This window comes from Streptomyces sp. HM190, from assembly GCF_009857135.1.
Taxonomy (GTDB): Bacteria; Actinomycetota; Actinomycetes; order Streptomycetales; family Streptomycetaceae; genus Streptomyces; species Streptomyces heilongjiangensis.
Genome location: NZ_CP047318.1, coordinates 3,301,634 through 3,325,086, shown reverse-complemented (window position 1 = coordinate 3,325,086; position 23,453 = coordinate 3,301,634). Strand labels below are relative to the sequence as shown.

The window sequence follows — 23,453 nt, the reverse complement described above, 5'->3', positions numbered from 1 at the left end:
GAGCCGCTGGTCAGCCCGCACCCGGTGACCGCCAGCAGCGCGCAGAGCAGGACGGCCGCACGCGGCGCCGACCCGCCCCGCCTCACGGGCCCTCCTGAAGGCCCCGCGGCCGCAGCAGCACCTCCGCGAGCGAGGCCAGCCAGTCCACCAGCAGGGCCAGCGCCACCGTGAGGACCGAGCCCAGGACGAGGACGGGCATGCGCTGGTTGGTGATGCCGGTGGTGATCAGTACGCCGAGGCCGCCGCCCCCGCCGAAGGCGGCGAGGGTGGCCGTGCCGACGTTCAGGACGAGGGCGGTGCGGACGCCCGCGAGGATCAGCGGCACGGCCAGCGGGAGTTCCACCCGGACGAGCACCTCCGCGGGTGACATGCCTATGCCGCGGGCGGCTTCGAGGAGCGTCGGGTCGTTCGCCCGGAGACCGGCCATCGTGTTCGACAGGACCGGCAGGACGGCGTAGGCGATCATGCCGATCAGGGCCGCCGTCCGCCCGATGCCGAGCCAGATCACCAGCAGTGCCAGCAGGCCGATCGCGGGCGTGGCCTGCCCCGCGTTGGCGACGGCCCGGACGAAGGGCGTCGCCGCGCGGAACCTCCGCCGGGTCAGCAGCACACCCAGCGGGACCGCGATGAGCAGCACGAAGAACGTGGAGAGGGCGGTGAGCGCGATGTGCTGCCGCAGGGCCAGCCACACCTGCCCGTTCGCCAGGGCGTTCGCGGAGATCGCGTCCAGCTCGGCCTGCCGGAACCAGAGCCAGGTGCCGAGGAGGACGACCACCAGGAGGCTCGGCAGCACGGTCAGCTTCCGCGTGCTGATCCGCGAAGGACGGGCCCCGTACGGGGGAGGGCCCTCGCCGGGGGCTCCGGCAGGGTGCCCGGAGCCCCCGGCCGCGGGCCCGGACGAGCGGGCCAACCCGGACGCGTCGGGGGCGCCGGCGGCGGTCGACGCGGCGTCCGCCGCCGCGTCCGGCGGCGCGCTCATCCCGCGCTCCCCACGGCGTCGCCCTCCGCACGCCCCGCCGTGGCACCCTCCGCTTCCGGCGGCGTGGGCTCGGGCCGGGTCGACTCCCGTTCCCGCCGGTGCTCGCGCGCGCGCCCGCGGTCGGCGGCCAGCAGTCCGCGGACGGTGCCGAGCAGGCCCTCCAGGCGGACGGCGCCCGCGTACACGCCGTTCGGGCCGGTGACCGCGACCCGGCCGGTGCTGTCCGTCAGCACCGCCTCCAGGGCCTCCCGGAGCGTGGCGTCCCTGGTGACCGTCCCGCCGACCGGGGTGCCGGCCTCCGTGAGCGGCCCCTCGGCGTGGGTCAGGTCGTCGCGCCGCAGCCATCTGACGGGCCGTCCGCGCCGGTCCAGCAGCAGCATCTCGTCGGTGGCGCTCGCCCGCAGCCGGGCCCGGACCTGGGGGAGCGGCTCCCCCTGGTGCGCCGTCGGGCAGCCGGGGACGCCCAGGTCCCTCAGCCGGGTCAGGTCGAGCCGCTTCAGGGCCGCGCCGGAGCCGACGAAACCGGAGACGAACGCGTCGGCGGGGTGGGCGAGGATCGCCTCCGGGGTGTCGAACTGGGCGATCCGCGACCGCTCCCCGAGGACCGCGATCCGGTCGCCGAGTTTGATCGCCTCGTCGACGTCATGGGTGACGAACACGATGGTCTTGCGCAGCTCGCGCTGGAGCCGGAGCAGCTCGTCCTGGAGATGGCCGCGGGTCACCGGGTCCACCGCGCCGAACGGCTCGTCCATCAGCAGCACCGGCGGATCGGCGGCCAGCGCCCGCGCCACGCCCACCCGCTGCTGCTGGCCCCCGGACAGCCGGCGCGGATACCGGTCGCGGAACTCGCCGGGGTCGAGCCCCACCAGCTCCAGCATCTCCGTGACCCGCGCCCTGACCCGCCGCCCGGACCAGCCGGCCATCCGCGGCACCAGGGCGATGTTCTGGGCGACCGTCAGGTGCGGGAAGAGACCGGACGACTGGATGGCGTAGCCGATCCCGCGGCGCAGCTCGACCGGATCAAGTCCGGTGACGTCCTCACCGTTGATCCGGACGGAGCCACTGGACGGCTCGATCAACCTGTTGATCATCTTGAGTGTGGTCGACTTGCCGCACCCCGAGGGCCCCACGAACACGACCGTCTCGCCGGCGTCGACGCGCAGGGTGACGCCGTCGACGGAGGGCTGACGGTCGCCCGGGTAGCGCTTGGTGAGGCCGACCAGCTCGATGGCGGCGCCGGTGTCAGCCACGGATCCCCCTCGGGATCGTCAGCCGCCCGAGCAGGACGTACGCGGCGTCGAACAGCAGGGCGAGGACGACGATGCCGAGCGTGCCCGCGAGCACCTGGTTGAGCGCGTTGGCGCTGCCCAGGGAGGCGATGCCGCGGAAGATCTCGTTGCCGAGGCCCGGCCCGGAGGCGTACGCGGCGATCGCGGCGATGCCCATCAGCAGCTGCGTGGCGACCCGGACGCCGGTGAGGATCGGCGGCCAGGCGAGCGGCAGCTCCACCCGCAGCAGCCGGCGCGCCCGGGACATCCCGATGCCCTTCGCCGCGTCCACCAGCGCCGGATCGACCCCGCGCAGCCCCACGATCGCGTTCCGCACGACCGGCAGCAGCCCGTACAGGGTCAGCGCGATCACCGTGGGGGCCACGCCCAGCCCCACCACCGGGATCAGCAGGCCGATCATCGCGAGGGAGGGGACGGTGAGCAGGGCCGAGGTCGTGGTGGTGGCCAGTCCTGCGGCCCACTCCCGCCGGTAGGTGACGACGCCGATCGCCACCCCGGCGACCGTCGCCACGACCACGCACTGCAGGACGGCACTGGCGTGCTGGTACGCGTCGAACAGCAGCTTCTCGCGGTAGCTGCCCACGTAGTCCCAGAAACCCACCGCACGCACCCCCAGTTCGGCTACGTCGTCGTCTCCCGGTCCTCCGCCGCCTGCTCCACCAGCGGGATGATCCGCAGTGGAACGGGGTTCTCCATGACGATCGCCGTGGCGGCCCGGACGATGCCATCAAAACCGACGACCCGGTCGATCACCCGCTGGAGATCGGCGTTCGAACGGGCCACCAGCCGGCACAGCATGTCGCCGCTGCCGGTCGTCGTGTGCAGCTCCAGCACCTCCGGCACGGTCGTCAAGTGCGCCCGCACGTCCGCGCCTTGGCCCTGCCGGATCTGCAGCGTCGCGAACGCCGTCACCGGGTAGCCGAGCGCCGCCGGGTCCACCTGGGGCCCGAACCCGCGGATGACTCCATTCGACTGAAGCCGGTCCAGCCGCGCCTGCACCGTGCCCCGCGCGACCCCCAGCCGCCGCGACATCTCCAGCACCCCGATGCGCGGCTCGCGCGCCAGCAGCACGATCAGCCGCCCGTCCAGATGATCGATCGCCATGAGCCCTCCCGGAGTGAGCATCCTGTACAGAACCAGCCCGAGTATGGGGTGATGACTGTGCAGATTGTCCAGCGATGACGCGAACTATTGCGCACCTTGCGGGAGCGGAGAGAGCCTGCGGCCATGGCAGCCACCTCTGCGCACCCGCACCCCGTCCCTGACACCGCTCGGCAGGCCGACCCCTTCCCGGTCAAGGGAATGGACGCTGTCGTCTTCGCCGTGGGCAACGCCAAACAGGCCGCCCACTACTACTCCACCGCCTTCGGCATGCGGCTCGTCGCCTACTCCGGCCCCGAGACCGGCAACCGCGAGACGGCCAGCTACGTCCTGGAGAACGGCTCGGCCCGGTTCGTCCTCACCTCGGTCGTCAAGGCGACCACCCCCTGGGGCACCTTCCTCGCCGAGCACGTCGCCGAACACGGCGACGGCGTCATCGACCTCGCCATCGAGGTCCCCGACGCCCGCAGCGCCTACGCCTACGCCATCGAGCACGGCGCCCGCTCCGTCGCCGAGCCCTACGAGGTGAAGGACGAGCACGGCACCGTCGTCCTCGCCGCGATCGCCACGTACGGCACGACCCGCCACACCCTCGTCGAGCGCACCGGCTACGACGGCCCGTACCTTCCCGGCTACGTCGCCGCCGACCCCATCGTCGAGCCGCCCGCCCAGCGCACGTTCCAGGCCATCGACCACTGCGTCGGCAACGTCGAACTCGGCCGCATGAACGAGTGGGTGGAGTTCTACAACCGGGTCATGGGCTTCACGAACATGAAGGAGTTCGTGGGCGACGACATCGCCACCGAGTACAGCGCGCTGATGTCGAAGGTGGTGGCGGACGGCACCCTCAAGGTCAAGTTCCCCATCAACGAACCCGCCATCGCGAAGAAGAAGTCCCAGATCGACGAGTACCTGGAGTTCTACGGCGGCGCGGGCGTCCAGCACATCGCCCTCAACACCAACGACATCGTGCGGACCGTACGGACGATGCGGGCGGCCGGGGTGGAGTTCCTCAACACGCCCGACTCGTACTACGACACGCTCGGCGAATGGGTCGGCGACACACGGGTCCCCATCGAGACCCTGCGCGAACTGAAGATCCTCGCGGACCGGGACGAGGACGGGTACCTGCTGCAGATCTTCACCAAGCCGGTGCAGGACCGGCCGACGGTCTTCTTCGAGATCATCGAGCGCCACGGGTCCATGGGCTTCGGCAAGGGCAACTTCAAGGCGCTGTTCGAGGCGATCGAGCGGGAGCAGGAGAAGCGCGGCAACCTGTAGGGCAGCCCAGGAGCCCAGGAGCCCAGGAGCCCAGGAGCCCGGGGGCGCGCGGTTCGTCGGCGGGTGCGGGTGGTGTGTGGTTTCCCGCGCCGTTCCCCGCGCCCCTGGAGGCACGGGCCTGCGGCCCGGCCGTCATCGGGTGGCGCCGTGGAGAAGCACGGGGCGCGGCCCCGGCCGCTCGAACGCGAGTTCAGGGGTGCGGGGCCGGGACACATGCGGCTCCGCCGCGCGCACAGCCCTCACCGACCCACCCGCACCCGCCGACGAACCGCCAACCCCCGAGCGCTCACGCGGACCCGTCCCCCACGACATACGGATTGATCCGCCGCGCCTCTTCCCCGTGCCGCCGCGCCGACGCCGTCAGCCCCAGCGCCCGCTCGATCTCCGCGCGATGGTGGACGTACGCCGCCGACCGCACCTCCCCGCCCCGCGCCGGATCCGTCGCCCGCCTCGCGTACTCCAGCGCCTCCTCGTGCGCCCCCGCCCGGTGCAGCGCCCACCCCAGTGCGTCGGCGACCCGCAGCCCCGGCTGCCGCCGCCACTCCGCGCGCAGCAGCCGCACCGCCCGCGCGGGATCGCCGTGGTCCGCCTCCAGCGCGCCGAGGGCGAGCGCCTCGTTCACCCCGGCGGCGGCGGACCGCCGGACCAGCTCCCGCACCGCCGCGTACTGCTCCTCCGCCGCCCCGGCCCGCCCCAGCGACTGGTACAGCTCGCCCAGCTCCAGGGCCACCCGCGCCGACGGCCGCCGCGCGAGCGCCGCGCGGTACGCCCGTACGCCCTCGGCCGCCCTGCCCGTCGCCGCCAGCACCCGCCCGCGTCCCGCAAGCGCGTCCGCCGCGCCCGGGTCGGCCCGGACCGCCGCCGTGAAGTAGCGGGACGCCTCGGCCGGCTCCCCCCGCTCCCAGGCCAGCTCCCCGGCCCGGACCCACAGCGCGGCCTCCTCGGCCGGCGTCGACGCGGCCGCCGCCGCGTCGGTGAGCGCCGCGGCCGCGTCCTCGCGCCGCCCCTGGTCCCAGTAGACGCGGGCGGCCCACGCCCGGGCCGCCGGGCCGGAGTCGGTCCTGAGGAGCCGCTCCAGGGTGCCGCGTACGGCCTTGTAGCGGCCGAGCCCGTCGTACGCGTCGAGGAGCAGCGCGTACGACGTCCAGCGGCCCGGTGACTCCGCCACCGCCTGTTCGCCCCACTCCCGCGCCGTGGGGAAGTCGCGCCGTGCGTTCGCGAGCGCGGTCATCCCGTCGAGCGCGTCGGCGTTGCCGCGCGGACGCAGCCGCAGCGAGGTGCGCAGCGCCTGCTCGGCCCTCGGGTAGTCGTGCACGCGGCCGGTCCGCCGCGCCCGCTCCACGTACGCCGCGCCCAGCACCGCCCACGCCGCACCGTCCCGGGGCCGCGCCCGCACCCGCTCCTCCCGGTCGGCGACGAGCACCGCCAGCTCGTCCGCCCCGACGGACATCCCGGCGGCCAGCACCCCGGCCCCCGCGCGGGCCCGCACCTCCGCCACCACCGGCCCGCGCGCCGGAGCCCCCGGCGCACCCACCCCCCGTCCCGCACCGGCGTCGTCCCGCCCGGCCGCCCCACCGCCCCCGCCCGGCGCGGCCACCATCACCCCGACCCCGAGTACGACACACCCCACGAGCGCCCCGGCCACCGCCCGCCCCCGCCACCGGGCAGCCGCGCCGCGCCCCCACGTCACCCGGCCGGCCCCGCCGTCCCGCCGGCGTGCCGCCCAGCGGGCGTCGCCGTCCCGCCACCGTGCGGCCCGGACCGCCCCCTCGTCCCGCCACCGCCCGGCACCGCCGTCCCCCCGGGCCCCGTCCGCCCCCGGCGCCGCCGGCTCCTCGTTCCTCACACCGCTCATGCCGATCACTGTGCGTCCCCACGCCGGGCACATCCCGTACCGGGCGGCTCGCGGCGACGGCCTTCACACCGATGGCCGTGAGTGCGAACCTGTGATCATGAGCCGTATCGAAGCCCCGCGCGACGAAGCGACCGGCAACCTCGTCGACCGACTGCTCGGCGGCCTCCCGCCGGAGGCCGTGCTCACCGACCCGGACGTCACCGCGTCGTACGCGAACGACATGGCGAGCTTCTGCGCGGCCGGCGTCCCGGCGGTCGTGGTCCTGCCGCGCACGGTCGAGCAGGTGCAGCACGTGATGCGCACCGCCACCGAGCTGCGCGTCCCGGTGGTCCCGCAGGGCGCCCGTACGGGACTGTCGGGCGGGGCCAACGCCTCCGAGGGCTGCATCGTGCTGTCCCTCACCAGGATGGACCGGATCCTGGAGGTCGACCCCGTCGACCGGATCGCGGTCGTCGAGCCGGGCGTCGTCAACGCCGCCCTCTCCCGCGCGGTCGGCGAACACGGCCTCGCCTACCCGCCGGACCCCTCCAGCTGGGAGACGTGCACCATCGGCGGCAACATCGGCACGGCCTCCGGCGGCCTGTGCTGCGTGAAGTACGGGGTGACCGCCGAGTACGTCCTCGGCCTGGACGTCGTGCTGGCCGACGGCCGGCTGATGTCGACGGGCCGGCGCACCGCCAAGGGCGTCGCCGGGTACGACCTCACACGGCTGTTCGTCGGCTCGGAGGGCTCGCTCGGCGTCGTCGTCCGCGCGGTCCTCGCCCTGAAGCCGCAGCCGCCCCGGCAACTGGTGCTCGCGGCGGAGTTCGCCTCCGCCGCGGCGGCGTGCGACGCCGTCTGCCGGATCATGGCCGGCGGCCACGTCCCCTCACTGCTCGAACTGATGGACCGTACGACGGTGAAGGCCGTCAACGACCTCGGCAACATGGGCCTGCCGGAGACCACCGAGGCACTGCTGCTCGCCGCCTTCGACACCCCCGACCCCACGGCCGACCTCGCGGCGGTGGCGCGGCTGTGCGAGGCCGCGGGCGCCACCCAGGTCGTCCCCGCGGACGACGAGGCCGAGTCCGAACTGCTGCTCCAGGCGCGGCGGATGTCGCTGACCGCGCTGGAGGCCGTCAAGGGCACGACGATGATCGACGACGTGTGCGTGCCCCGCTCCCGGCTCGGCGACATGCTCGACGGCGTGGAGCGCATCGCCGGGAAGTACGACCTGACCATCGGGGTCTGCGCGCACGCCGGCGACGGCAACACGCACCCCACCGTCTGCTTCGACGCGACAGACCCCGACGAGTCCCGGCGCGCCCGCGACTCCTTCGACGAGATCATGGCCCTCGGCCTGGAACTCGGCGGCACCATCACCGGCGAGCACGGAGTGGGCATCCTGAAGAAGGAGTGGCTGGCGCGGGAGATCGGCCCGGTGGGCATGGAGATGCAGCGGGCGGTGAAGGCCGTCTTCGACCCGCTGGGCATCCTCAACCCGGGCAAGCTGTTCTGAGGCCGCCGCCTCACTGGGCGAGCAGTTCGGCCAGCCCGTCGTCGATCCGCAGCATCTCGGACTCCGAGCCCGGCGGCACGATCCGCAGTGTGCGCTCCAGCCACGCCGACACGGCGGCGGTCGGCGCCTCCAGGAGCGCGTCCCCGTCCGGCGAGCTGAGCGCCATCAGCACGACGGCGCGGCCCGACACCTTCGTCGGCCACACCCTCACGTCACCGCCCCCGCACGGCCGGAACACCCCCTCCACCAGCAGCTCGCGCGCGAACGTCCAGTGCACGGGGCGGTCGGAGTTGATGTGGAAGGTGATGTGGACGGCGTACGGGTCGTCGCTGCGGTAGCCCAGCTTGGCCGGTACGGGGATGCTCTGCTCGGGCGACAGGACGAGCCGCAGCTCCAGCTCGCGTTCCACGACGGTGTGCCTCATGGTGGTCATTCCTCTCTCGGGCGGGGCCCGGATGCGGGCCCGTACGAGTGAGAGGGCGACGGGGCCCGGTTCATTACGCGGGTCCGCGGAACTTTTTTCCGGCGAACGTGCCGACGGGCGTGCGGACGGGCGTACGACGGGCGCGCGGACGCCCCGCACGCCGGTGCGGCCCGTAGCAGATCCCGTGCTCGAAAGGGGCGGGTCCGGCGGCAGCGGTCATGGGACTTGCCCCCGTCTGGTAGATGTGGACCCCCCCTCTTCCACCCCCGAGCAGATACGGGACGACGGACATGAGCGCCCCAACCCCGGCCCCCGGCGACGACAGGCCCCGCGAAGGGTTTTACCCGGACCCGTCCATTCCTGGATATGTCCGGTACTGGAACGGCGCCGCCTGGGTGCCGGGCACGAGCCGTCCGGCGCCCACCGACGGCGAACCGCTCGCCCCGCCCGGCGGTTCCCCGGCCGTGGAGGAGACGGGCCCGCACTTCTTCGACGAGGACCCCGACCCGGTCGCCGAGCCGGGCGGGGCGGCCACTCGGCCGTCCGCCGACGCCCTGCACGGCAACCGCCCCGAGCCCGCCTCCGCGTGGGGCGCCGACCGCTCCCGGCAGACCGGTTTCGGCGGTGACAAGGACCGCCGGGTCTCCTGGGGTTCACCCCGGCCGGCCGGCCAGGGCCCCGACCCGCGGGTCTCGCTCGCGGCGGACGCGGGCGACCCGGCCGCCGAGTCGGGCCGCACGGCGAGCACCGACGGCACGGCGACGATCCCGCCCGCGGACGACGACACCGGCGCGCCCGAGGGCACCGTGGTCTTCCGCCGCCCCGGCACCGGCACCGGCGCGGGCGGGGGCGGGGGCGCGGAGGCGTCACGGGCCGACGGCACCATGGCGTTCCGCTCGAAGCCCGCGGTCGCGGGACCGCAGGCTGCGGGGCCGCAGGGGGCGGGACCGGGACCCCAGGGCGCGGGACCACAGGGGGCGGGACCGGCCGCGGCCCCGGGTGTGTTCGGCGCGCCGCTGACCAGTGCGCAGGCCGCCGCCCAGCAGGCGTTGGGGCTCACCCCGCAGGCATCGTCGGCCGCGGCACCGGTCGCACCGCCGGCCCCCGATCCGGCGCTCCCGCCGGCCGCGCCCTTCGGACCGCAGCTGGGTCCGCAGGCCGCCCCCGGTCCGCAGGTGCCCGCCGCGCCCCCGGTGGTCGCCGCCCCGCTCACCCCGACCGCGCCGCCCCCGCGGCAGCCGGAACAGCCGGCGGTCGGCGGATCCTTCGCACAGACGCCGCCGGCCGCTGCCCTGCCCCAGCAGCCCACCGCGCCCCGGCAGTCGGCCGACACCCCCATGGCGGTCGGGGCCGGCGGAGGTCAGCCCTCCTGGGCCCAGCAGGTGCACCGGCTGGCCGGCGGGGACGGCGAGCAGCCTGTCGCGCCGTGGAAGCCGGTGGTGGAGGACCCGTTCCAGGCGGCCGCGCGACGGCAGGCGGAAGCCCGCCCCGCCGGGCTCGGCCGGCGTCTGGTGGCCCGCCTCGTGGACAGCGCGATCGTCGGTTCCGTCACGGCCGTGGCCGCCGTCCCGTTCGGCACCAGGGCGCTCGACCACATCGACGGGAAGATCGACGCGGCCAGGCTCTCCGGGGAGCGGGTCACGGTCTGGCTCATCGACGGCACGACCTCGGTGTACCTGGGCATCGTCCTGGGCGTCCTGTTCGTGGTGAGCGCCGTGTACGAGGTGCTGCCCACCGCCAAGTGGGGCGCCACCCTCGGCAAGCGGCTGCTCGGCCTGGAGGTCCGGGACATCGAGGGCCACGAACCCCCGACGTTCGGCGGGTCCCTGCGCCGCTGGCTCGCCCACACCGTCCCCGGTCTGCTCGGCATCGGTGTCGTCGGCGTCCTGTGGTGTGTGATCGACAAGCCGTGGCGCCAGTGCTGGCACGACAAGGCGGCCCACACCTTCGTCGCCGGCAGGTAGCCGTACTCCGGACGGCCCCGTGCCGGGTGCGGAGCCGGGGGGTTCGCGGTCGACTCGGGCCATGAGCAGTGAACCGCCGCCCTTCGGCTCCGGCCGGTCCCCGGACGACGACCCGTTCAGGAAGCAGCCCCCGCCGGACCAGGGCGGCGGCTCCCCGTACGGCACCCCGCCCGGAGAACCGCCGTACGGCAACGAGCCGCCCCCGTACGGCAACGAGCCGCCGCCCTACGGCGGTGGCGGGCCCTACGGGGGTGACCCCTACGGCGGCGGTGCCTTCCCCAACGACCCGCTCATGGGGATGCCGCCGCTCGCCGACAGCGGCAAGCGGGTGCTCGCCCGCATCATGGACATGATTCTCGTGGGCCTCGTGGTGGCCCTGCTGGCCTGGGCGTTCCGAGTCAGCCAGTACACCGTGGACACCAACGACATGGAGTTCAGCAAGTCGCTGGGGCAGGAGGCGCTCGCCGCCGTCCTCTACATCGCCTACGACACGATCTTCACGGTCCGGAACGGCCAGACCCTCGGCAAGCGGCTGATGAAGCTCCGGGTGGCGAACCTCAGCGACGGAGCCACGCCCTCGACGCAGACCTCGCTGCTGCGCGCGGCGGTCCTGTGGATCCCGTTCGCCTTCTGCTGCGCCTGCGTCTGGACGGCGATCGCGGGCGGCTGGAGCTTCTTCGACAAGCCGTACAAGCAGGGTCTGCACGACAAGGCGGCCAAGACGGTGGTGGTCAGTACGGAGTGAGACGGCCGTAGCGGCGGTCCCACGGGACTGGCGCAGAACGGCGGGTCCGTGGAGCACGGACCCGCCGTCATGTTTCTGCACGGCGTCCCCGCGGGTCGCCGAAAGAGTGTCAGGAGGCCGTCGGCTCGTGCACCGGTTCCCGCTCCCGGACCGGCTCGGGCGCCGCGCCCGCCGGGACGGCCGCCCGCGCCGCGCCCCGGTTCCCGGTGGTGACGGTGGAGGACCTCGCCGCGGCCCGCTTGGGTGGCGGCACGGTCAGGGAGACGAGCAGGCCCAGGGCGAGGGCGGAGAGGGCGATCACCGCGATGCCGATGCCGGAACTCGTCTGTGACAGCAGCAGCATGGCGAGGGTGGACAGGATCACGGTGCAGGAGCCGTAGGCGAGCTGTGCGGTCGTCGGACGAGGCATGGCAATCGTGTCCTCGGGTGGGGTTCTCCCCGTGCCTCTCGCGCTGAGGGGAGGTTGCGGATACGAATCAAAGGTGAAGCAATGCTGTCGGCTTGGCTTCCGCCGACGTCCGGCGCTCCGCCAATCGACTCTATTCGCCAGGGTGCCCGAGGGGAACGACGGGTAAGCGTGACCTGACCCACCGGGCCGGGGGCACGGGGGGCGCACCGAGTCATGGAGTCCGGGAAGTGGACGCATATGCGCGCCGGTTGGCGGCGGTACATAACGTCCGCATAACGAACAAGCGCTTCCTGTAGACGGCATTAGCGCCTTGACCTGTGCAAGTCAAGATCTGTTTTTTCTCTCGAAACTCCAGTCGAATGTCGTCACTTGACTACACGCGTATACCGCGCGCGGACTTCCTCCACGACCAGGACATCCCCTCCGCGCGGACGGGCGCGGGGGAGGACCTCAAGTGACCAGTAGACCCTGGACGTTCAGGGCGGCGGCGATCGGCGTCGCCATGGCGACGGCCGCGGCCACCTTCTCGACCTACGCGGTGGCGCAGGACGGGGACGGCAAGTCGGCAGCCGCCGCGAACCGCCACGACCCGGCGGACCACGCCGCGCACGGCGAGCACGACCTCGAAGGCCCCCTGAGCAAGACTCAGGAGGCCCAGCGCGAGGAAGCTCTGAAGCAGGTCATATCCGGCGACGCCACGGTCAAGAACCGTGGTGGCTCGAAGGTCGTGAAGCTCAAGAGCAAGAAGGGCCAGAGCAAGTACGTCGAACTCGGCCGCGAGAAGACCGACAAGATCTTCACGATCCTCGTCGAGTTCGGCGACCAGATCGACAGCCGCTACGGCGGCACGCCCGGCCCGCTGCACAACAAGATAGCCAAGCCGAACCGCAAGAAGGACAACTCCACGGCTTGGAAGGCGGACTACAACCGCAAGCACTTCCAGGACATGTACTTCGGCACGGGCAAGAAGACCGAGTCGATGAAGAAGTACTACGAGAAGCAGTCATCGGGCCGCTACTCGATCGAGGGCACGGTCTCGGACTGGGTCAAGGTGCCCTACAACGAGGCCCGCTACGGCAACAACAAGTGCGGCCAGACGAACTGCACCAGCGTGTGGAACGTCGTCAGCGACGGTCTGGACTCCTGGGTCGCCCAGCAGAAGGCGGCCGGGCGCACCGACGCGCAGATCAAGGCCGACGTCGCCAAGTACGACCAGTGGGACCGCTACGACTTCGACGCCGACGGCAACTTCAACGAGCCCGACGGCTACATCGACCACTTCCAGATCGTCCACGCCGGTGAGGACGAGTCCGCGGGCGGCGGTGCGCAGGGCACGGACGCCATCTGGGCCCACCGCTGGTACGCGTTCGGCACCGACGCCGGTGTGAGCGGTCCCGAGGGCAACAAGCTCGGTGGCGCGAAGATCGGTGACACGGGCATCTGGGTCGGCGACTACACCATCCAGCCGGAGAACGGCGGCCTCGGTGTCTTCGCCCACGAGTACGGCCACGACCTCGGTCTGCCGGACCACTACGACACCGCCGGTGGCGACAACTCCACGGGTTTCTGGACCCTGATGTCGTCCGGCTCCTGGCTCGGCACCGGCAAGAACGAGATCGGTGACCTGCCCGGCGACATGACCGCCTGGGACAAGCTGCAGCTGGGCTGGCTCAACTACGACACCGCCAAGGCCGGCAAGCAGTCCACGCACAAGCTGGGTCTCGCCGCGTACAACACCTGGGACAAGCAGGCCCTCGTGGTCGAGCTGCCCAAGAAGAAGGTCACCACCGAGATCGTCGAGCCCGCCGAGGGCGCCGGCCAGTGGTGGAGCGGCAGCGGTGACAACCTCTCCAACACCCTGACCCGTTCCGTTGACCTCACGGGCAAGTCGTCGGCCGCGCTCACCCTCGACGGCTGGTACGACATCGAGGCCGAGTACGACTACCTCTACACCGAGGTGTCGACGGACGGCGGCGCCAACTGGACCCCGATCGACGGCACGGTGGACGGCGAGGCGATCCCGAAGGACGCCAGCGGCAAGTCGGCGCTGACCGGTTCCTCCGGCACGTACAAGAAGCTCTCGTACTCGCTGGACGCCTACGCGGGCAAGAAGTTCGACCTGCGCTTCCGCTACCAGACGGACGGCGGTGTCGCCCCCAAGGGCTTCGCGGCCGACCGCATCTCCGTGGTCGCCGACGGCGGCGCCCTGTTCACCGACAACGCGGAGAGCACGGACGCGGCCTGGACGACGAAGGGCTTCTCCCGCATCGGCGCGTCCATCACGGACGACTACGACCAGTACTACATCGCGGAGAACCGCCAGTACGTCTCGTACGACAAGACCCTCAAGGTCGGCCCGTACAACTTCGGCTTCTCGACCACGCGTCCGGACTGGGTGGAGCACTTCCCGTACCAGAACGGTCTGCTGATCTGGAAGTGGGACACCTCGCAGGCGGACAACAACACCAGCACCCACCCGGGTGTCGGTCTGGTCCTCCCGGTCGACTCCCACCCGAAGGCGCTCAAGTGGTCCGACGGGACGCTGATGCGCAACCGCATCCAGTCCTACGACTCGCCGTTCAGCCTGTACCGCACCGACGGCCTGAAGCTGCACAAGGCCGACGTGCTGACCAAGATCCCGTCGTCGAAGGGTGTGTCGACGTTCAACGACCACACCAACACCTACTACGACGAGACGAACCCCACGGGCGGTGTCAAGATCACTGACACCAACACCAAGATCAAGATCGTCAAGGAGGCCAAGGACGGCTCCACGATCCTGCTCAAGGTCGGCCCCGCGGTGAAGTAACCAGCATTTCCGCAGGTCAGACCGTGTCCGGCCGCGACCCCCTTGGCGGGTCGCGGCCGGACGTGTTTAGGTGCGTGCTGTGGCCTTCTTATTGACACTGACACGCACGGGGGTGTGACCTGCATGGCCGCAGGAGGTTTCTGCAAGCTGCCGGACGGCAATGTCGTCGTCGCCCTGAACCTGCCGGCACCGGCGCCCCGGGACCCCGTCCCGGCCGGTCCGACCACCCGGCTGGAGGCGCCCGCACGGACCCTGCCGGTCCAGGCCGGTGTTCTTCCCGGGGTCACCCCGGCGGACGACGGCTCGGTCCGGGTGCTGGTGCTGGCCGCGAACCGGGCCCGCGCCCTCACCCGGCTGCGCAATCTGGGGCTGCGCGCGATCTACCTCCGCGGCAACGCGGCGCCCCCGACGCCGGACGAGATCACGGCGGTGCTGCACCACCCCGACGGGCTGATATGGCGTACGTCGGCGGTCTGCCCCACCTCCACGACCCCGGAGCTCTGGCACCCCATCCGAGCCCTCCTGCGCAGGCCCCGGGCCCATGCCTGAGACCGGCCGGGCGCCGGCCGAGCGGGTCGGTCGGCTGCGACCGCGACCCGCGGGTGCGCCGGTGGCGCCCGGCCGGGAGCGGAGGCGCGCCGGGGCGTGCCGGGCTCAGACCACCGGCTTGCCCGTGAGCTCCACGCCCGCCTCGCGCAGCTCCTCCAGGGCCCGCTGCGTCGTCTGCTCGGCGACGCCCGCGGTCAGGTCCAGCAGGACCTGGGTGCGGAAGCCCTCTCGCGCGGCGTCCAGGGCGGTGGCGCGCACGCAGTGGTCGGTGGCGATGCCGACGACGTCGACCTCGTCGACGTCGCGGGCGCGCAGCCAGTCCGCCAGGGAGACGCCGTTCTCGTCGGCGCCCTCGAAACCGCTGTACGCGGCGGCGTAGGCGCCCTTGTCGAAGACGGCGTCGACCGCGCCGGAGGCGATCGCGGGGGCGAAGTTCGGGTGGAAGCCGACGCCCTCGGTGCCGGCGACGCAGTGCGCCGGCCAGGAGTGGACGTAGTCCGGGTTGTCGGCGAAGTGGCCGCCGGGAGCGATGTGGTGGTCGCGGGTGGCCACCACGTGCTGATAGCCGGGGCCGGCCGCCTGGCCGATCAGCTCGGTGATGGCGGCGGCCACATCGGCGCCGCCGGCCACCGCTAGGCTGCCCCCCTCGCAGAAGTCGTTCTGCACGTCAACGACGATCAAGGCGCGGCGCATGGTGTCGGTGTCCTTCGACTCTGCGACTCTGGGTCGGTATGGGGTGGGTTTCCTGACGCGGGGAGCGTGGGATCCGGCCGATCTGCGGGACTGCGAACTTCCGAGCCTAGAGACTTCCGGAGGCGTTCGGGAGGGGCATGCGGCGCTCGCCCTGGGCGCGGGCCGGGGCACGGGCCGAGCACGCGGGCGCTGACCGGCTCACACCGGGGCACATCGGGCGCCCTCGCGCCCGTCCGCTCCCCGTGTGAGCCCACATCCTCCACGGTAAGTCCGTACCCTCCCGCTCCGCGTGCCCCTCTCCCGCTCAGACGTACTCCGTGGGGAGGACCGGCTCCCCGCGCGACAGCTGGGTCGCGGACAGCGGCAGCCTCGCGCGGGCGGCCACGTGGCGTTCCCGTACGACGTCGAGGGGCTCGCGGGCGAGGACCCGGCCGTCCCGGATGAGCGGGACCAGCAACTGGTGCTCCTCCAGCTCCGCCGGAACGGGCCCGGTGCCGACGACCTCGGCCTCGGCGACCCCGTGCTCGTCGACGCGCCGGGCCGCCCACTTGCGGCCCCCGACGGACGTCTTGCCGCCGCTGGACTTCTTCGCCACCGGCACCAGCGGGGCCGTGGGGTCGGCGGACTCCGCCCGCGCCACGAGCTTGTAGACCATGGAGGCGGTCGGGTGCCCGGAGCCGGTGACCAGCTGGGTGCCCACCCCGTACGCGTCCACGGGCGCCGCCGCCAGCGAGGCGATCGCGTACTCGTCGAGGTCGGAGGTCACGATGATGCGGGTGCCGGTCGCCCCCAGCTCGTCCAGCTGCTGCCGCACCCGGTGGGCCACCAGCAGCAGGTCGCCGGAGTCGATGCGGACCGCGCCCAGCTCGGGCCCGGCGATCTCCACGGCCGTCCGCACGGCCTCGGCGACGTCGTAGGTGTCGACGAGCAGGGTGGTGTCGCGGCCGAGGGCGTCCACCTGGGCCTGGAAGGCGTCCCGCTCCCGGTCGTGCAGCAGGGTGAAGGCGTGCGCGGAGGTGCCCACGGTCGGGATGCCGTAGCGGAAGCCCGCCGCCAGGTCGGAGGTGGAGGTGAAGCCGCCGACGTACGCGGCGCGCGAGGCGGCCACCGCGGCCAGCTCGTGCGTGCGCCGGGCGCCCATCTCGATCAGCGGGCGCTCCCCGGCGGCGCTGGACATCCGGGAGGCGGCGGCCGCGATCGCCGAGTCGTGGTTGAGGATGGAGAGGATCACGGTCTCCAGGAGCACGCACTCCGCGAAGGTGCCCTCGACTCGCATGATCGGCGAGCCGGGGAAGTACACCTCGCCCTCCTGGTAGCCCCAGACGTCGCCGCCGAAGCGGTAGCCCGCCAGCCAGTCGAGCGTCTCCGCGTCGACGACGGAGCGCTCGCGCAGGAAGCCGAGCACACCGGGGTCGAAGCGGAAGTTCTCCACCGCGTCCAGCACCCGGCCCGTTCCGGCCACCACGCCGTACCGCCGCCCCTCCGGCAGTCGCCGCGTGAAGACCTCGAACACCGACCGCCGCTCGGCCGTGCCCGCTTTCAGGGCGGCCTGGAGCATGGTGAGTTCGTAGTGGTCCGTGAAGAGCGCGGTCGAGGGGACATCCACCGGCAAACCAAGGTCCGCTGTGTTCATGGCAGGAATCGTACCCCCATCTCGTCACTCTGACGATTTCTGGGTCCGATATCTGGCGGACCCGCCCTCACGGGGGCCCCGTTTGTGCGGGGACCCCCCTGTGGTGGCAGCATGGGCCGTGTGACGGCAGCCGCACCCATGGAGATCGAGAAGACCGAGTCGGCGGAGGAGGTCTTCGCCGTACCCGAGCCCGATGTGCCGTGGGTGACGATCGTCCACAACGACCCGGTGAACCTCATGAGCTACGTGACCTATGTCTTCCAGTCCTATTTCGGGTACTCCAAGGACAAGGCCACCAAGCTCATGCTCGACGTCCACCACAAGGGCCGCGCGGTCGTCTCCAGCGGAACACGCGAGGAGATGGAGCGCGACGTCCAGGCCATGCACGGCTACGGTCTGTGGGCCACGCTCCAGCAGGACCGGAAGTAGCCGCGGGCGGCGGCCGCGGGCCGGACGGCCCGGCCTGACACGACACGACCGGAGTGAACGACCTTCCCGATGCCAGGAACCTTCGAACCGCTTCCCGGCGGCGGCGCGGCCGTCGCCCTCGACGAGGTCGAGATCTCCATCATCCGTTCGCTCGCGGTCCAGCTGCTGGAGCTGATCGGTCCGGGCCCCGCCGAGGACGCCCCCGACGACCCGCTCGCCGAGCTGTTCGCCGAAGGCCCGAGCGAGCCCCCCAAGGACCCCGTGCTCAGGCGCCTCTTCCCCGACGCCTACAGCGACCCCGAGGGCACCCCGACGGCCGACCGGGCCGAGGAGCAGCGGGCGTACTCCTCCGAGTTCCGGCGCTTCACCGAGAACGACCTGCGGGCCGGCAAGCGCGACAACGCCCTCGCGGTGATCCACTCCCTGGACAGGCTGTCGGCGGCCGGTGAGGGCGGGGCCGTGCTCGAACTGTCCCCGGACGAGTCCCGGCAGTGGCTCGGCTGCCTCAACGACCTGCGCCTGGCCATCGGGTCCCGGCTCGACGTCGTCGACGAGGAGGACACCGACCTCCTCTACCGGCTGCCCGACGAGGACCCGCGCAAGCCGATGGTGATGGCCTACCTGTGGCTGGGCGGGCTCCAGGAGACGCTGATCACCACGCTGACGCCGTGAGCGCCCCGCCGCCGGGGGTGCCGGCGGCGGAACTCCGGGTTCCCTCCGAAGCCCTTCCGGGTTGGCTTCGTGTTCGCTCAGAGGACACTCAAATCCGGATAACGATCGCGTCACCACCGCGGTGAGGGATGCCCTCAGGGGGGTTCTTTGTCCGCTTCTTCCTGTGTTGTGCGCCACAGAGCGCCCCGTCGATCAAGATTGCGGCCGTGATAAATCTTCACGACCGCCCGGGGACACCACCCTTGTCCACCGGGTGCGCCACCAGCCGACGACCGTCGGTCAGGCACGAGCTAACCAGCTCAGCTCCATCACATCCGGGGGGATCGGAACCCGATCCGGAGCCGACGACCGGCTCGGATCGGCCCAGCGTGGAGAAAGGCGCACAACACATGACCTCCGCTCAGGTCGACAACAACGGCAATGACGCCGTGCGCGGCGAGGCATCCGAAGAGGGGTACGAGCGCGGGCTCGGCAGCCGCCAGGTCCAGATGATCGCGATCGGCGGCGCCATCGGCGTCGGGCTCTTCCTCAACGCCGGTGCGAACATCGCCAAGGCCGGACCGAGCCTCATCCTCATGTACGCCGTCGCCGGCGTCATCATCTTCTTCATCATGCGGGCGCTCGGCGAGCTGCTCCTGTACCGCCCGGTCTCGGGCTCCTTCGCGGAGTACTCCCGTGAGTTCCTCGGCCCGTTCTTCGGCTACTTCACCGGCTGGACGTACTGGCTGCTGTGGGTCGTCACCGGCATGGCGGAGCTGACCGCCGCCGCGATCTACATCAACTACTGGTTCCCCGAGATCCCGCAGTGGGTCTCCGCGCTGGTCTTCCTGGTCGTCCTGTTCGTGGCCAACCTGATCTCGGTGAAACTGTTCGGCGAGATCGAGTTCTGGTTCTCGATGATCAAGGTCACCGCCATCATCGGCATGATCGTCATCGGCCTCGGCGTCCTCACCTTCGGCTTCAGCGCCGCCGGCGACACCGCCGCCGTCTCCAACCTGTGGGCCTTCGACGGCTTCTTCCCCAAGGGCATCGGCTCGTCCCTGATGACCCTCCAGGGCGTGATGTTCGCCTACCTCGCCGTCGAGCTGGTCGGCGTCACCGCCGGTGAGTCGGAGAACCCGGAGAAGACCCTCCCCAAGGCGATCAACACCCTGCCCTGGCGTATCGCCCTGTTCTACGTCGGCGCCCTCACCGTCATCCTGTGCGTGGTGAAGTGGACCGAGTTCGCGCCGGGCGTGAGCCCGTTCGTGAAGGCCTTCGCGGTGATCGGCATCCCCGCCGGCGCGGGCATCGTCAACTTCGTCGTACTGACGGCGGCCCTGTCCTCCTGCAACTCCGGCATGTACTCCACCGGCCGCATGCTGCGCACCCTGGCCGACAGCGGCGAGGCCCCCAAGGCCTTCAACAAGCTGTCCGTCACCAAGACGCCCGCACTCGCCATCGGCGTCTCCGTGCTCTTCATGGGCATCGGCGTGGTCCTCAACTACGTCGTCCCCGACAAGGCCTTCGAGTACGTCGTCTCCGTCGCCACCGGCGCCGGCATCTGGACCTGGCTGATGATCCTGATCAGCCATGTCCGCTACCGCCGCGCGGTCGACGCGGGCCGCCTGCCCGCCTCCTCCTTCCCCGCCCCCGGCGGTGCCACGGGCAGCTGGATCGCCATCGTCTTCCTCCTCTTCGTCACCGGCCTCATCGCCTACGACCACGAGGCCCGCGTCAGCCTCTACGTCATGGCCGGCTGGGCGGCCGCCCTCGGTGTCGGCTGGCTGGTGCTCAAGTCGCGCAGCCCCGAGGTCACGGCCCGCCGCGACCCGGACCTGGAGAAGGTCGGCTGACCGCTCCGCCCCGGGGGCCAACCGGCCTCCTGCCCGGCATGTGGGCCGCCCCGTACCACCCTTCGGTACGTGGCGGCCCTCTGCTTATCCTGACCAGCATGCTGACCATCACCCAGGCCCTCGTCGACCAGATCGTCGCCCACGCGCGCAAGGACCACCCGGACGAGGCGTGCGGCGTCGTCGCGGGCCCGGCGGGTTCGGACCGCCCCGAGCGCTTCATCCCGATGCTGAACGCGGCCATGTCGCCCACGTTCTACGAGTTCGACTCGGGCGACCTGCTCAGGCTCTACCGCGAGATGGACGACCGCGACGAGGAGCCCGTGGTCATCTACCACTCGCACACCGCCACCGAGGCCTACCCCTCCCGCACCGACATCTCCTACGCGAACGAGCCGGGCGCCCACTACGTCCTCGTCTCCACCGCGGACACCGACGGCCTCGGCGACTTCCAGTTCCGCTCGTACCGCATCGTCGAGGGCGAGGTGACGGAAGAGGAAGTCCAAATCGTGGAGGCGTACTGAAAGCCTTCGACGTTACCGTGGCCGGGCAGGCACACTCGCCCCAACTGCCCCCTACGGAGACGGTGTTGACGCAGCCGATGGCACGGACACGACGACTGAACGGACAGCGCCCCACCCTGGAGGACGTCGCACGCGGCTCGGGGGTCTCCAAGTCCACCGTGTCCCGGGTGATCAACGGCGAGGGCAAGGTGCGCGCGGAGGTCGTCGAACGCGTCCGCGAGGTCGTCGCCGAACTGGGCTACGTACCGAACTCCGCCGCCCGGCAACTGGTCACCCGCCGCAACAACGCCATCGCGGTCGTCGCCAGCCAGCCGCAGAACCGCCTCTTCATCGACCCCTTCTTCGACCTCCACTTACGCGGCATCCGCAAGGAACTCGTCGCCCACGGCGCCCAGCCGGTCCTGCTGTTCCTGGAGGAAGAGGAGGAGTACCCGCGCGTCGGCGACTTCCTCGGCGGCGGCCACGTCGACGGCGCCCTGCTCTTCTCGCTGCGCGCCGGCGACCCGCTGCCCGGCATGGTCGAGCGGCTCGGCCTGCCCGCCGTCTTCGGCGGCCGCCCGCTGGTCCGCGGCGGCGAGACCGTACGGGACTGCGTGTACGTCGACGCCGACAACCGGGGCGGCGCCCGCGAGGCCGTCCGCCATCTGGTCTCCCTCGGCCGCGAGCGCGTCGCCACCGTCACAGGCCCCTACGACCAGGAGGCGTCGGCCGTGGACCGCCTGGACGGGTACCGCGACGTCCTGCTCGACGACGCCGCGCCCGAGCTGATCGAACGGGCCGACTACACCCGGCGGGGCGGCGCCGAGGCCATGGCCGCGCTCCTCGACCGGCGTCCCGACCTCGACGCCGTCTTCGTCGCCTCGGATCTCATGGCCGCCGGAGCCCTCCAGGCCCTGCGCGAGCGCGGAAGGCGGGTCCCGGACGACGTCGCCGTGGTCGGCTTCGACGACCTCGCCCCGATCGCCGAGCACACCGACCCGCCGCTGACCACCGTGCACCAGGACATCGAGGGCATGGGCCGGCTCATGGCCCGCCTGCTGTTCAGCCGCACGGACGACCCGGCCCTGCCCCAGCCGACCGCAGCGGAGCCGGGCGCTCTGTCGTCGGTGGTCACCCCGACCCAGCTGGTGATCCGCGACACGGCCTGAACCCACCCGCACGGTCCCGCACAGCCCTCGCACCGCGCCGGCACGGGTCCGGCTGACCTGTGCGGTCTCACTCCCCGGTCCGAAACCGTCCGCCATATGGGATCACACTCCGGGACCCGGACCGGGAATCGATACGATGACCCCATGGTTCTTGACGACGTGAGCGAGAAGACGCCGGGCGCACTGCTCGTGGCGCGGCTGCACGTCGACCTGTGCAGGCTTGCCAGCGCCATCTGTTGACGCCGGACCCTGCCGCCGTACGGCCGTGAGCCGCGGCGCCCACACCCGTGTGACCCCGCACCTCCGCGCTGCCGCGCGCCCACCTACCTGACCACTCCCGACAGGAGCCGCACACCATGGCCATCGAGGTCCGCATCCCCACCATCCTCCGCCAGTACACCGACGGTCAGAAGGCGGTGGAAGGAGCCGGTGCCACCCTCTCCGACCTGTTCGCCGACCTCGAGACCCGGCACACGGGCATCCAGGCCCGCATCGTGGACGGCGGCGAGCTGCGCCGCTTCGTCAACGTCTACCTCAACGACGAGGACGTGCGCTTCCTGGAGGGCATCAACACCAAGCTGTCCGACGGCGACAACGTGACGATCCTGCCGGCCGTGGCCGGCGGCATGGCCTGAGGCCCGCTGACCACCCATGCGCTACGACTCCCCGCTGGCCGCGGTGGGCAACACCCCTCTGGTGCGCCTGCCGCGGCTCTCGCCGTCCGAGGACGTCCGGATCTGGGCCAAGCTGGAGGACCGCAACCCCACCGGCTCGGTCAAGGACCGCCCCGCCCTGCACATGATCGAACAGGCGGAGAAGGACGGCCGCCTGACCCCGGGCTGCACGATCCTGGAGCCCACCTCCGGCAACACCGGCATCTCCCTGGCCATGGCGGCCAGGCTCAAGGGCTACCGCATCGTGTGCGTCATGCCCGAGAACACCTCCCAGGAACGCCGTGACCTGCTCGCCATGTGGGGCGCGGAGATCATCTCCTCCCCGGCGGCGGGCGGCTCGAACACGGCCGTGCGCGTCGCCAAGGAACTGTCCGCCGAGCACCCCGACTGGGTGATGCTCTACCAGTACGGCAACCCCGACAACGCGGGCGCGCACTACGCCACGACCGGGCCGGAGATCCTCGCCGACCTGCCCTCCGTCACCCACTTCGTCGCGGGCCTCGGCACCACGGGCACCCTGATGGGCGTGGGCCGCTACCTGCGCGAACACAAGCCGGACGTCAAGATCGTCGCCGCCGAGCCGCGCTACGACGACCTCGTCTACGGCCTGCGCAACCTCGACGAGGGGTTCGTGCCGGAGCTGTACGACGCGACCGTCCTCACCACCCGTTTCTCGGTCGGCTCCGCCGACGCGGTGACCCGCACGCGGGAACTGCTCCAGCAGGAGGGCATCTTCGCCGGAGTCTCCACGGGAGCGGCGCTGCACGCGGCGATCGGGGTCGGCCGGAAGGCGGTGAAGGCGGGGGAGCCCGCGGACATCGTGTTCGTGGTGGCCGACGGCGGCTGGAAGTACCTGTCGACGGGCGTCTACACGGCAGCCACGACGGAGGAGGCCATCGAGACGCTGCAGGGTCAGCTCTGGGCCTGACCTGACGCCGGGCGGCG

At 72.0% G+C, this 23,453-nt stretch carries 23 protein-coding genes; 14 read left to right on the top strand and 9 right to left on the bottom strand.

From position 1 onward, the window contains the following. Positions 1 to 82 precede the first annotated feature (82 nt). From GSY65_RS14000 to GSY65_RS13985, 4 genes are read right to left on the bottom strand one after another with little or no spacing between them, the layout of a single operon-like run. The gene (locus GSY65_RS14000) at positions 83 to 979 is read right to left on the bottom strand and encodes an ABC transporter permease (RefSeq protein ID WP_159767970.1); all 897 of its coding nucleotides are present in this window, start codon (positions 977 to 979) and stop codon (positions 83 to 85) included. Then, positions 976 to 2,229: an ABC transporter ATP-binding protein gene (locus GSY65_RS13995; RefSeq protein ID WP_159767967.1), complete on the bottom strand. Its 1,254-nt coding sequence runs from the start codon at positions 2,227 to 2,229 to the stop codon at positions 976 to 978. The genes GSY65_RS14000 and GSY65_RS13995 overlap by 4 nt, the downstream gene beginning before the upstream one ends. Continuing rightward, entirely contained in the window at positions 2,222 to 2,869 is a 648-nt protein-coding gene (locus tag GSY65_RS13990) for an ABC transporter permease (RefSeq protein ID WP_159767964.1), read from the bottom strand. The genes GSY65_RS13995 and GSY65_RS13990 overlap by 8 nt, the downstream gene beginning before the upstream one ends. Before the next feature lie 20 nt (positions 2,870 to 2,889). Then, the gene (locus GSY65_RS13985) at positions 2,890 to 3,372 is read right to left on the bottom strand and encodes an Lrp/AsnC family transcriptional regulator (protein WP_201452534.1); all 483 of its coding nucleotides are present in this window, start codon (positions 3,370 to 3,372) and stop codon (positions 2,890 to 2,892) included. 123 nt (positions 3,373 to 3,495) lie between these two features. On the opposite strand from GSY65_RS13985, the gene hppD reads away from it, so the two are divergent. Beyond that, positions 3,496 to 4,650 (top strand): 4-hydroxyphenylpyruvate dioxygenase, encoded by a 1,155-nt coding sequence (hppD, locus tag GSY65_RS13980; RefSeq protein WP_159767961.1) that lies wholly within the window; start codon positions 3,496 to 3,498, stop codon positions 4,648 to 4,650. A gap of 286 nt (positions 4,651 to 4,936) precedes the next feature. Here hppD and GSY65_RS13975 read toward each other — a convergent pair whose 3' ends face one another. Further along, positions 4,937 to 6,505 carry a tetratricopeptide repeat protein gene (locus GSY65_RS13975; protein WP_159767958.1) on the bottom strand — a complete coding sequence of 523 codons (1,569 nt, stop codon included), beginning with the start codon at positions 6,503 to 6,505 and terminating at the stop codon, positions 4,937 to 4,939. Between the two features lie 91 nt (positions 6,506 to 6,596). Between GSY65_RS13975 and GSY65_RS13970 the strand changes: the two genes are divergently transcribed. Then, positions 6,597 to 8,003 (top strand): FAD-binding oxidoreductase, encoded by a 1,407-nt coding sequence (locus GSY65_RS13970; RefSeq protein ID WP_159767955.1) that lies wholly within the window; start codon positions 6,597 to 6,599, stop codon positions 8,001 to 8,003. 10 nt (positions 8,004 to 8,013) lie between these two features. Here GSY65_RS13970 and GSY65_RS13965 read toward each other — a convergent pair whose 3' ends face one another. Further along, entirely contained in the window at positions 8,014 to 8,427 is a 414-nt protein-coding gene (locus tag GSY65_RS13965; protein WP_159767952.1) for an SsgA family sporulation/cell division regulator, read from the bottom strand. A gap of 290 nt (positions 8,428 to 8,717) precedes the next feature. On the opposite strand from GSY65_RS13965, the gene GSY65_RS13960 reads away from it, so the two are divergent. Both GSY65_RS13960 and GSY65_RS13955 read left to right on the top strand, forming a co-directional pair. Continuing rightward, positions 8,718 to 10,391, top strand: a complete 1,674-nt coding sequence (locus GSY65_RS13960; protein ID WP_159767949.1) for an RDD family protein — start codon at positions 8,718 to 8,720, stop codon at positions 10,389 to 10,391. A 61-nt stretch (positions 10,392 to 10,452) separates the two neighbouring features. Beyond that, the gene (locus tag GSY65_RS13955) at positions 10,453 to 11,136 is read left to right on the top strand and encodes an RDD family protein (protein WP_159767946.1); all 684 of its coding nucleotides are present in this window, start codon (positions 10,453 to 10,455) and stop codon (positions 11,134 to 11,136) included. Between the two features lie 109 nt (positions 11,137 to 11,245). On the opposite strand, the gene GSY65_RS13950 is transcribed toward GSY65_RS13955, so the two are convergent. After that, positions 11,246 to 11,545: a hypothetical protein gene (locus GSY65_RS13950; protein ID WP_159767943.1), complete on the bottom strand. Its 300-nt coding sequence runs from the start codon at positions 11,543 to 11,545 to the stop codon at positions 11,246 to 11,248. A gap of 454 nt (positions 11,546 to 11,999) precedes the next feature. On the opposite strand from GSY65_RS13950, the gene GSY65_RS13945 reads away from it, so the two are divergent. Together GSY65_RS13945 and GSY65_RS13940 are read left to right on the top strand one after the other, a co-directional pair. Then, the gene (locus tag GSY65_RS13945) at positions 12,000 to 14,354 is read left to right on the top strand and encodes an immune inhibitor A domain-containing protein (protein ID WP_159767940.1); all 2,355 of its coding nucleotides are present in this window, start codon (positions 12,000 to 12,002) and stop codon (positions 14,352 to 14,354) included. A 123-nt stretch (positions 14,355 to 14,477) separates the two neighbouring features. Then, positions 14,478 to 14,903 carry a hypothetical protein gene (locus GSY65_RS13940; protein ID WP_159767937.1) on the top strand — a complete coding sequence of 142 codons (426 nt, stop codon included), beginning with the start codon at positions 14,478 to 14,480 and terminating at the stop codon, positions 14,901 to 14,903. A gap of 105 nt (positions 14,904 to 15,008) precedes the next feature. On the opposite strand, the gene GSY65_RS13935 is transcribed toward GSY65_RS13940, so the two are convergent. Together GSY65_RS13935 and GSY65_RS13930 are read right to left on the bottom strand one after the other, a co-directional pair. After that, positions 15,009 to 15,596, bottom strand: coding sequence for an isochorismatase family protein (locus GSY65_RS13935; RefSeq protein WP_159767934.1), 588 nt, complete (start codon positions 15,594 to 15,596; stop codon positions 15,009 to 15,011). Positions 15,597 to 15,900: 304 nt separating this feature from the next. Beyond that, positions 15,901 to 17,229, bottom strand: coding sequence for a nicotinate phosphoribosyltransferase (locus tag GSY65_RS13930; protein ID WP_159767931.1), 1,329 nt, complete (start codon positions 17,227 to 17,229; stop codon positions 15,901 to 15,903). Between the two features lie 111 nt (positions 17,230 to 17,340). Here GSY65_RS13930 and clpS point away from each other — a divergent pair, with 111 nt between their 5' ends. The 8 genes from clpS (at position 17,341) to GSY65_RS13890 (ending at position 23,436) form a co-directional block, all read left to right on the top strand. Then, the gene (gene clpS, locus GSY65_RS13925; protein WP_159767928.1) at positions 17,341 to 17,658 is read left to right on the top strand and encodes an ATP-dependent Clp protease adapter ClpS; all 318 of its coding nucleotides are present in this window, start codon (positions 17,341 to 17,343) and stop codon (positions 17,656 to 17,658) included. A gap of 69 nt (positions 17,659 to 17,727) precedes the next feature. After that, complete coding sequence (locus tag GSY65_RS13920) at positions 17,728 to 18,330, top strand: DUF2017 domain-containing protein (protein WP_159767925.1); 603 nt, start codon at positions 17,728 to 17,730, stop codon at positions 18,328 to 18,330. 389 nt (positions 18,331 to 18,719) lie between these two features. Further along, complete coding sequence (locus GSY65_RS13915; protein WP_159767922.1) at positions 18,720 to 20,165, top strand: amino acid permease; 1,446 nt, start codon at positions 18,720 to 18,722, stop codon at positions 20,163 to 20,165. A 98-nt stretch (positions 20,166 to 20,263) separates the two neighbouring features. Further along, positions 20,264 to 20,686 carry a Mov34/MPN/PAD-1 family protein gene (locus GSY65_RS13910; protein ID WP_159767919.1) on the top strand — a complete coding sequence of 141 codons (423 nt, stop codon included), beginning with the start codon at positions 20,264 to 20,266 and terminating at the stop codon, positions 20,684 to 20,686. Between the two features lie 77 nt (positions 20,687 to 20,763). Then, the gene (locus tag GSY65_RS13905; RefSeq protein ID WP_201452792.1) at positions 20,764 to 21,834 is read left to right on the top strand and encodes a LacI family DNA-binding transcriptional regulator; all 1,071 of its coding nucleotides are present in this window, start codon (positions 20,764 to 20,766) and stop codon (positions 21,832 to 21,834) included. Between the two features lie 144 nt (positions 21,835 to 21,978). Further along, positions 21,979 to 22,074, top strand: coding sequence for a putative leader peptide (locus GSY65_RS34500; RefSeq protein WP_309474684.1), 96 nt, complete (start codon positions 21,979 to 21,981; stop codon positions 22,072 to 22,074). 116 nt (positions 22,075 to 22,190) lie between these two features. Then, positions 22,191 to 22,469, top strand: coding sequence for a MoaD/ThiS family protein (locus GSY65_RS13895; RefSeq protein WP_159767916.1), 279 nt, complete (start codon positions 22,191 to 22,193; stop codon positions 22,467 to 22,469). 16 nt (positions 22,470 to 22,485) lie between these two features. Continuing rightward, entirely contained in the window at positions 22,486 to 23,436 is a 951-nt protein-coding gene (locus GSY65_RS13890; RefSeq protein WP_159767913.1) for a PLP-dependent cysteine synthase family protein, read from the top strand. The last annotated feature ends 17 nt before the right edge of the window (positions 23,437 to 23,453 follow it).